Raw genomic sequence first — 330 nt, 5'->3', positions numbered from 1 at the left:
TGGACCCCGCGGACCGCTTCGGCCGGCCGGCCACGGACGGCCTGCTGGTGGCGCACGACCTCACGCAGGAGGAGCTCGCCCAGCTGGTGGGCGCGTCCCACGAGACCGTGAACAAGGCCCTGGCCGAGTACGTCCAGCGCGGCTGGATCCGCCTGGAGAACCGCGCCGTGGTCATCCTGGACCTGCAGCGTCTGCGTCAGCGTACGCGCTGACGCCCCCCGCCCTGCCGTGGAGCGGGCCACCCCGGTCAGTCCCGGGTGGCCCGCTCCACACGCATCCGGGGGGTGCCGTCGTCGCCGGCCTCGGTGACCAGGTGGTATTCCGGCACGG

At 74.2% G+C, this 330-nt stretch carries 1 protein-coding gene; it reads left to right on the top strand.

What is annotated here, in order from left to right; all coding sequences use genetic code 11:
* Positions 1-212 (top strand): helix-turn-helix domain-containing protein (locus KVS67_RS11730; protein WP_217565421.1); only part of this gene is annotated, 212 nt, incomplete at its 5' end.
* Positions 213-330: the final 118 nt, after the last annotated feature.

The organism is Micrococcus sp. GbtcB5 (genome assembly GCF_019091605.1).
GTDB classification, from domain to species: Bacteria; Actinomycetota; Actinomycetes; order Actinomycetales; family Micrococcaceae; genus Micrococcus; species Micrococcus luteus.
The sequence above is the reverse complement of the archived record's forward strand: the minus strand, read 5'-3'. Positions and strand labels throughout refer to the sequence as shown.